At 69.8% G+C, this 6,659-nt stretch carries 9 protein-coding genes; 5 read left to right on the top strand and 4 right to left on the bottom strand.

The genetic code is table 11. The annotated features are described in order from the left end of the window. On the bottom strand, positions 1-442 hold a 442-nt coding region (locus ABZD10_RS12440; protein ID WP_372886911.1), incomplete at its 3' end, for a DEAD/DEAH box helicase. 52 nt (positions 443-494) lie between these two features. Beyond that, positions 495-1,247: a DUF3108 domain-containing protein gene (locus ABZD10_RS12435; protein ID WP_372886910.1), complete on the bottom strand. Its 753-nt coding sequence runs from the start codon at positions 1,245-1,247 to the stop codon at positions 495-497. Between the two features lie 88 nt (positions 1,248-1,335). On the opposite strand from ABZD10_RS12435, the gene meaB reads away from it, so the two are divergent. The 4 genes from meaB (at position 1,336) to ABZD10_RS12415 (ending at position 3,830) form a co-directional block, all read left to right on the top strand. Continuing rightward, positions 1,336-2,319 (top strand): methylmalonyl Co-A mutase-associated GTPase MeaB, encoded by a 984-nt coding sequence (meaB, locus tag ABZD10_RS12430; protein WP_372886908.1) that lies wholly within the window; start codon positions 1,336-1,338, stop codon positions 2,317-2,319. Between the two features lie 235 nt (positions 2,320-2,554). Then, the gene (gene rpmB / locus ABZD10_RS12425; RefSeq protein WP_372886906.1) at positions 2,555-2,845 is read left to right on the top strand and encodes a 50S ribosomal protein L28; all 291 of its coding nucleotides are present in this window, start codon (positions 2,555-2,557) and stop codon (positions 2,843-2,845) included. A 105-nt stretch (positions 2,846-2,950) separates the two neighbouring features. Continuing rightward, the gene (locus ABZD10_RS12420; protein ID WP_372886904.1) at positions 2,951-3,298 is read left to right on the top strand and encodes a hypothetical protein; all 348 of its coding nucleotides are present in this window, start codon (positions 2,951-2,953) and stop codon (positions 3,296-3,298) included. A 58-nt stretch (positions 3,299-3,356) separates the two neighbouring features. Further along, the gene (locus tag ABZD10_RS12415) at positions 3,357-3,830 is read left to right on the top strand and encodes a copper chaperone PCu(A)C (RefSeq protein ID WP_372886903.1); all 474 of its coding nucleotides are present in this window, start codon (positions 3,357-3,359) and stop codon (positions 3,828-3,830) included. Positions 3,831-3,909: 79 nt separating this feature from the next. On the opposite strand, the gene ABZD10_RS12410 is transcribed toward ABZD10_RS12415, so the two are convergent. Then, positions 3,910-4,608 (bottom strand): NAD-dependent deacylase, encoded by a 699-nt coding sequence (locus ABZD10_RS12410; protein WP_372886901.1) that lies wholly within the window; start codon positions 4,606-4,608, stop codon positions 3,910-3,912. Between the two features lie 113 nt (positions 4,609-4,721). Here ABZD10_RS12410 and ABZD10_RS12405 point away from each other — a divergent pair, with 113 nt between their 5' ends. Continuing rightward, complete coding sequence (locus ABZD10_RS12405) at positions 4,722-5,180, top strand: low molecular weight protein-tyrosine-phosphatase (protein WP_372886900.1); 459 nt, start codon at positions 4,722-4,724, stop codon at positions 5,178-5,180. Between the two features lie 209 nt (positions 5,181-5,389). Here the strand turns inward: ABZD10_RS12405 and ABZD10_RS12400 are convergent, their stop codons facing one another. Beyond that, the gene (locus tag ABZD10_RS12400; RefSeq protein WP_372886899.1) at positions 5,390-6,355 is read right to left on the bottom strand and encodes a LysR family transcriptional regulator; all 966 of its coding nucleotides are present in this window, start codon (positions 6,353-6,355) and stop codon (positions 5,390-5,392) included. Positions 6,356-6,659 lie beyond the last annotated feature (304 nt).

Here is a 6,659-nt window from a genome sequence, read left to right as displayed (position 1 = left end):
CGCGAAAGGCCTCGGCGATCTCGAGGCTCAGCGCCAGCCCCAGATCGGCATTGAGCGAGCGTTCGTGAAACTCGTCGAAGATCACCGCGCCGATGCCGGAGAGTTCCGGATCGCTCTGGATCATCCGGGTCAGAATGCCTTCGGTCACCACCTCGATGCGCGTACCCTTGCCAACCCGGGCCTCGCCGCGCACCCGATAGCCGACAGTCTCGCCCGGCGCTTCGCCCAGCGTCTGCGCCATGCGTTCCGCCGCCGCCCGCGCCGCCAGCCGCCGTGGTTCCAGCATCAGGATGCGCCCCTCGCACAGCCCGGCCCGCAACATGGCCAGCGGCACCATGGTGGTCTTGCCCGCCCCCGGAGGCGCCTGCAACACGGCTCGCCCGCGGCCCCGCAGGGCGGCGATCAGGGGCTCCAGAACATCTTCTATGGGCAGGCGCGACATGCCCCCTTATCCGGCAGAGCCGCGCCAAGGTCCAGCCGGCTTCGCGCCGCTCTCAGTCGCGGCGGTGCAGCGTCGCCGGCCCGTGGCGGGTGCGGATGTCGAGCCGCACCGCCTGCCAGCCGCTCGCGGTCGGCCGATAGCGGATCGACAGCGGCGAGCGGGTGATCTCGGCCAGTTCCTCGGCGCTGTAGCCGCCAAGCCGGTCATAGACGCCGTGGCAGATGCGCATGCCCTCGGCCTCTTCGCCGCGCTCGAACCGGATCGCGGTCAGCCGGGTGCCGTCGAACTGGGTCTGGTCAAAGGCACAGGGGTCCTGGCGCCGCGCCCCCAGGGTCAGCCAGGCCATGGTCATCGGGTCGATCGCGCCCGCCAGCGCCTGTTCCGCGATCGGCACCGCCGGGGCATCCTCGCCGGCGGTCCGCAGCGGCACCGGCCCCGAGAAATCCAGCGCCATGCGCGACTGCCGCCGCCCGGTGTGAATATCGCCGCTGTAGCGCAGCGGCCGCCACCCCGCGCCCTCGCGCCGCCCCTCGGCGCGGATGTCGAAGCGGATGCGCCGCAGCAGCCCGGCGATCCCGGTGGTGCGGAACAGGCTGGCGCCGCGATAGCCCCCGGCCTCCTCCTCCATCGCCAGGCGCAGCTCGCCGACCTTGAGGCCGTAGGCATGCACCGACCACAGCTCCTCGGCGCGGCCGGCCCCGGGCAGCGCCGCCCCCGTCAGCGCCAGCAGCCCGGCGACGACCGCCAAGGCGAAGCGGGCGCTGACGGGGGCGGTGCGGGCCGGGCGGGTGCGGCGCTTGCGCACTGGACTTGAGAGACGGGGGCAGGGCATGTAATCACCGCGGGAATGGAATGTGGCGCGCGCGCCGGAATAGGGAAATCGGAACTTGGCCATGGATATCGCAGAACTGCGCGACAAGATACTGAAACAGGATCGCCGGGCGCTGGCAAGGGCGATCACCCTGGTCGAAAGCGGCCGCGCCGACCACCGCCAGCAGGCCGCCGAACTGCTCGAATCCCTGCGCGGCAGCGGCAGCCAGGCGCTGCGCATCGGCCTGTCCGGCACCCCGGGGGTGGGCAAGTCGACCTTCATCGAGGCCTTCGGCATGATGCTCACCGACCAGGGTCTGCGGGTCGCGGTGCTGGCGGTCGATCCCTCCTCGGCACGCTCGGGCGGCTCGATCCTCGGCGACAAGACCCGCATGGAACAGCTCAGCCGCAACCCCAATGCCTTCATCCGCCCCTCGCCCAGCCAGACCCATCTCGGCGGCGTCGCCCGGCGCAGCCGCGAGGCGGTGGCGCTCTGCGAGGCGGCCGGCTTCGACGTGGTGCTGATCGAGACCGTGGGGGTGGGCCAGTCCGAGACCGTGGTCGCCGAAATGTCCGACCTGTTCCTTCTGCTCCTGGCCCCGGCCGGCGGCGACGAGCTGCAGGGCGTCAAGCGCGGCATCATGGAAATGGCCGACATCATCCTGGTCAACAAGGCCGACGGCGACCTCAAGGCGACCGCGATGCGCACCTGCGCCGACTATTCCGGGGCGCTGCGCCTGCTGCGCAAACGCCCGCAGGACCCCGAGGGCTTCCCCAAGGCGATGACCGTCTCGGCGGTCGAACAGCAGGGGCTGGAAACCGCCTGGTCCGAGATGACGGCGCTGACCGACTGGCGCCGCGAAAACGGCCACTGGCAGGCCCGCCGCGCCGGCCAGGCCCGGTTCTGGTTCCACGAGGAAGTGCGCCAGGGCCTGCTGGCGCGGCTTCACGAGGGCAGCGCGAAAGAGGCGCTGGCCGCGCTTGACCAGAAGGTCGCCGAGGGCGCGGTCACCCCCTCGGCCGCCGCCGACCAGGTGCTGCGCCTGCTGCAGGTCAGCGCCGCCTGACCGCTTTCTCTTGCCCGAAATATCCCGGGGTGAGCGCCCCCCGGGCGCGAGGGGCGGCGCCCCTGCGCGCAAAACCGCAAAATCGCGCGCCGCGGCAAAAGCTTGCCTTGAATCACTTGACGCCCCCGCGTTTTCGGCATACTCACCGCGAACGAAATTCCGGGCGCTGCCAGTCGGCGCCCCTTTGCATTGACGGGGGCCGATCTCCCGTGACCAAGAAAACGAGGATGAACCCATGTCGCGCCGTTGCGAACTGACCGGAAAAGGCCCGATGACTGGCAACAATGTCAGCCACGCGAAAAACAGAACCCGTCGTCGGTTTCTGCCCAACCTCAACGATGTGACCCTGCAGTCCGAAGCGCTGGGTCGCGGCGTCAAGCTGCGGATCTCTGCCGCGGCGCTGCGCACCGTCGACCACCGCGGTGGCCTCGATGCCTTCATGGCCAAGGCCAAAGACAGCGACCTGTCGGACAACGCGCTGAAAATCAAGAAAGAGATCGCCAAGGCACAGGCTGCAACCGCCTGATTTCCTTGATGATAGGACAGTGAAGACACCCCCGTCCGGGTTCCGGGCGGGGGTGTTTCGCCTTTCACCTCTGGTATCCCGCGCCGGAAGGTTTATACCGGGGCCATGACCCGGTTGCCTGCCCATTTTTCCTATCTGCTGATCGCGGTGCTGGTCCTGACCGGACACAGTATGGCGGTGGCGCGCGGCCTTCCGGTGGCCGCCGGGATGATGGAACTGTGCACCGGCACCGGCCCGGTGATGACCCCGGTCGATGCCGAGGGCATGCCCACCGGCCCGGCCCATATCAGCCCCGAAATCAGCCTCTCGCTGTTCGATGCGGTGGCGCCCGAGGTGCCCTTTGCCGCGCCGCAGGCGTCGCGCGGCCGGCGCCTTGCCGACAGCCAGCCGACCCCGATTCTGATCGCCCGCCCGGTGGCGGTGCTGGCGCGCGGCCCGCCGACGCCGGCCTGACCGCCCGCGGTCCCTTACCCCCAGTCAGAAAACCACATTCAGAATTCAGGAGAGACAGATGTCCTTCAAGACCTTCGCCACCGCCGCCGTGGCCGCCATCACCCTTGCCCTTCCCGCCCTCGCCGACAGCATGATCATGATCGGCGATCCCTATGCCCGCGTCTCCTCGGCCTCGGCCAATTCCGGCGCCGCCTTCCTGTCGATCGCCAATCATGGCGATGAAGACGACCGGCTGATCGCCGCCAGCTCGGATGCCGCCAAACGCGTCGAGCTGCACACCCACAAGGAAAACGCCGAGGGCGTGATGCGGATGATGCATGTCCCCGGAGGCTTTGCCGTGCCCGCCGGCGGCAGCCACCAGCTGATGCGCGGCGGCGATCACGTGATGATGATGGGGCTGACCCGGGCGCTGGAACATGGCGACATGGTCACCGTCACGCTGGTCTTCGAAAAGGCCGGCGAGATCGTGGTCGAGGTGCCGGTCGATCTCGAGCGCAAGCCGATGCATGGCAAGATGAACCACGGCCACTGAGACCGGCGCCATCGCGGCATCGTTCAGGGTTTGCAGGCCGGGCAATTGCCCGGCCTCTCTGCCTTTGCCCCCACGGGGTTCAGCCCGCCAGCAGCTCTTCCACCCAGGCCGGCACGACCTCGGTCGCCGGGCCGAAACGGGCGCGGGCGAATTCCGAGATCCGCGACGAGGGTTCGAGGTTGAGCTCCAGCGTGTCGGCGCCGCTGGCGCGGGCCTCCTCGACGAAGGCCGCCGCCGGGTAGACCTCGCCCGAGGTGCCGATGGCGACGAAAAGGCTGGCGCTTTCGAGAAGCCCCCAGATCCGCTCCATGCCATGGGGCATCTCGCCGAACCAGACCACGTCGGGGCGGGTCGCGGCGGCGCCGCAGGCCGGGCAGGGATCGCTCCTGTGCATCTCGGCCGGGGCCGGCCAGCGATGGGCGCAGGCGCCGCAAAGCGCCCTGTCCAGCCGCCCGTGCATGTGCAGCACCTCGCGCGCGCCGGCGGCTTCGTGCAGGCCGTCGACATTCTGGGTGACGATATGCACCGCGCCCGGCAGCGCCGCCTGAAGCCGCGCCAGCGCCCGGTGGGCGGCATTGGGGCGGGCCGTCGCCGCCTGCGCCCGGCGGGCGTTGTAGAAACGGTGCACCAGGTCGGGGTCGCGCCCGAAACCTTCCGGGGTGGCGACATCCTCGATCCGGTGCCGCGCCCAGAGCCCGCCTTCGTCGCGGAAGGTGCCAAGCCCGCTTTCGGCCGAGATCCCGGCGCCGGTGAGAATGACAATGGTCGGATCTGGCATGACGGCTCCGGTGCTGCGCTTGGCGCCATGGTGCCAAGCGACGGCCGGGCCCGCAAGTGGCTTGACCGGCGCCGGGCAATGGCCAATACCCGGCGCAACCAAGGAGAACCGCGATGAAGATCCTGTTTGTCTGTCTGGGAAACATCTGCCGCTCGCCGGCGGCCGAAGGCGCGTTCCGCGCCCTGGCGCCGGGGGTGGCCAGCGACAGCGCCGGCACCAGCGACTGGCATGTGGGCGCGCCGCCCTACGGGCCGATGCAGGCGGCGGCGCGGGCGCGCGGGCTCGACCTGTCGGACCTGCGGGCGCGGCATTTCGTGGCGGCGGATTTCGCGCGTTTCGACCTGATCGTGGCCATGGACGGCGACAATCTTGCCAATATCGAGCGCCTGCGCCCGGCGGGCAGCGCGGTGCCGGTGCGCCTGTTCACCGATTTCGCCCCCGAATGCGGCGCCAGCGAGGTGCCCGACCCCTATTACACGCGGGATTTCGATGCCGCGCTCGACCTGATCGGGGCCTGCGCCGCCGGGCTTGCGGCGGCGCTGCCCCTGTCCGGGGGCGGGGCGGAAGCTTGACCCCCCCCTCTCGTTTTCCGGCGGAGAACGAGGCCTGCGGCGCGAGTATTTGCAAAGAGATGAAGGCCGGTGCTGGCGCCATGTGCCGGTTGCAGGGCCGGAAAGCGCCAGCGCGGATGCCGGTGGCGGGGGGGCGGCGGGGCAGATGGCGGCGAGATTAAGCAAATCAAATAGTCGGGCGCCGGCGATCAGAGCTCTGCCCGGCGCCCTCAGCCTGCGATCAGGCGCAGCTCGCCCTCGAGCCAGGGCAGGGCGCGCAGCGCCGGGTCGATGACCTGGCCCTGCACCAGGCGGCGCATGGTCTGGGCAACGTCGCGCGGCACCCGGTCGGCCCAGTCGGCGCCGGCAAAGAGCGAGATGTTGCGGCTGAACGGGGCAAAGGGCAGGGCCCGCGCCTCGACCTGATCGTGAAACCGCGCCGCCCGCATGAAGCCCAGCGGCGTGGTCACCGCCCAGCCGATGCCGCGCCCCACCAGCGCCATCAGCGACAGGTGGCTGCCGATCTCGAAACGTTCGGCAAAGACCAGTTTGCGGCGCGCCAGCTGGGCCTCGATCTGGCGGCTGATGAGCTGTTCGCGGCCATAGCGCAACAGCGGCATCCGCGCCAGCATCTCGGGCGTCAGCGGCCCGGCGTCGAATCTGCCGCGCGGCACCACGACGATGAACGGGTCCCGCACCAGCGGGTATTCGGCGACCCCCTCGAGCATCTCGCCGGTCGAGGCCGAGACCCCGATATGCAGGCGGCGCTCTTTCATCGCGGCGGTGATCTCGTGGCTGGGGGCGGTGACCAGCTTGAAGCGGCAGCGGGTCAGGCTTTCGGCCAGTATGGTGACCAGCCGCGGGGTCAGGTCGTTGTCGAAATCGTCGATGATGCCCATGCTGAGGGTGCTGAGATGGGTGAGGTCCATCACCGTCAGCTCGGACCGGGCGAGCCGCAGTTCCGACAGGATGCTCTTGGTGCGCGCCAGAAAGCTGCGCCCGGCCGGGGTCAGCTGCATCGGGCGCCGGGAATGGTCCAGAAGCTCGGCGCCGAGGGCGGTTTCGAGGTTGCGGATCTGCTGGCTGACCGCCGGCTGCGACAGGCCGGTGGCCTCGGCCGCCTGCGCCACAGAGCCCGAGGCGGCAAGCGCCTCGAAGACTTCGAGCCCGCGCAGGGACAGCCCTTTCATCAGCATGGCGATGCTCCGGTTAGATTTGTCTTTTGTGAAACTAAGGCCGGTGCAGGTCAAGGGGGAAGGCGGCCCCAGTCGCCCCACAGGCGCTCTACAGGCGCCCGCTGACGGCGGCGGCACGCTCGCGCGCGGGGGTTATCGCAGGTGCTTGCAGGAGGCCGAGAAGGTCTCGCCGAAGGCGGTGTAACGCTCCCAGAACAATTCGTCGCTGCGCTTGTCCGACTGGCGCACCTGCTGGGCCTTCTGCGGATCCTTGAAGAATTTCGCCGCCTTGACCTGATCGCGCAGCGTCAGCTTGGCGCGGGCG

Origin of the sequence: Shimia sp. (assembly GCF_041624275.1) — a bacterium.
GTDB lineage: Bacteria > Pseudomonadota > Alphaproteobacteria > Rhodobacterales > Rhodobacteraceae > Shimia.
The sequence above is the reverse complement of the archived record's forward strand: the minus strand, read 5'-3'. Positions and strand labels throughout refer to the sequence as shown.

Bases quoted from the DNA above. Each gene is read 5' to 3' on its own strand.
- ABZD10_RS12415 (WP_372886903.1), top strand. From the start codon at position 3,357: ATGTCCTTCAAGACCTTCGCCACCGCCGCCGTGGCCGCCATCACCCTT.
- rpmB (WP_372886906.1), top strand. From the start codon at position 2,555: ATGTCGCGCCGTTGCGAACTGACCGGAAAAGGCCCGATGACTGGCAAC.
- meaB (WP_372886908.1), top strand. From the start codon at position 1,336: ATGGATATCGCAGAACTGCGCGACAAGATACTGAAACAGGATCGCCGG.
- ABZD10_RS12405 (WP_372886900.1), top strand. From the start codon at position 4,722: ATGAAGATCCTGTTTGTCTGTCTGGGAAACATCTGCCGCTCGCCGGCG.
- ABZD10_RS12400 (WP_372886899.1), bottom strand. From the start codon at position 6,355: ATGCTGATGAAAGGGCTGTCCCTGCGCGGGCTCGAAGTCTTCGAGGCG.
- ABZD10_RS12410 (WP_372886901.1), bottom strand. From the start codon at position 4,608: ATGCCAGATCCGACCATTGTCATTCTCACCGGCGCCGGGATCTCGGCC.
- ABZD10_RS12420 (WP_372886904.1), top strand. From the start codon at position 2,951: ATGACCCGGTTGCCTGCCCATTTTTCCTATCTGCTGATCGCGGTGCTG.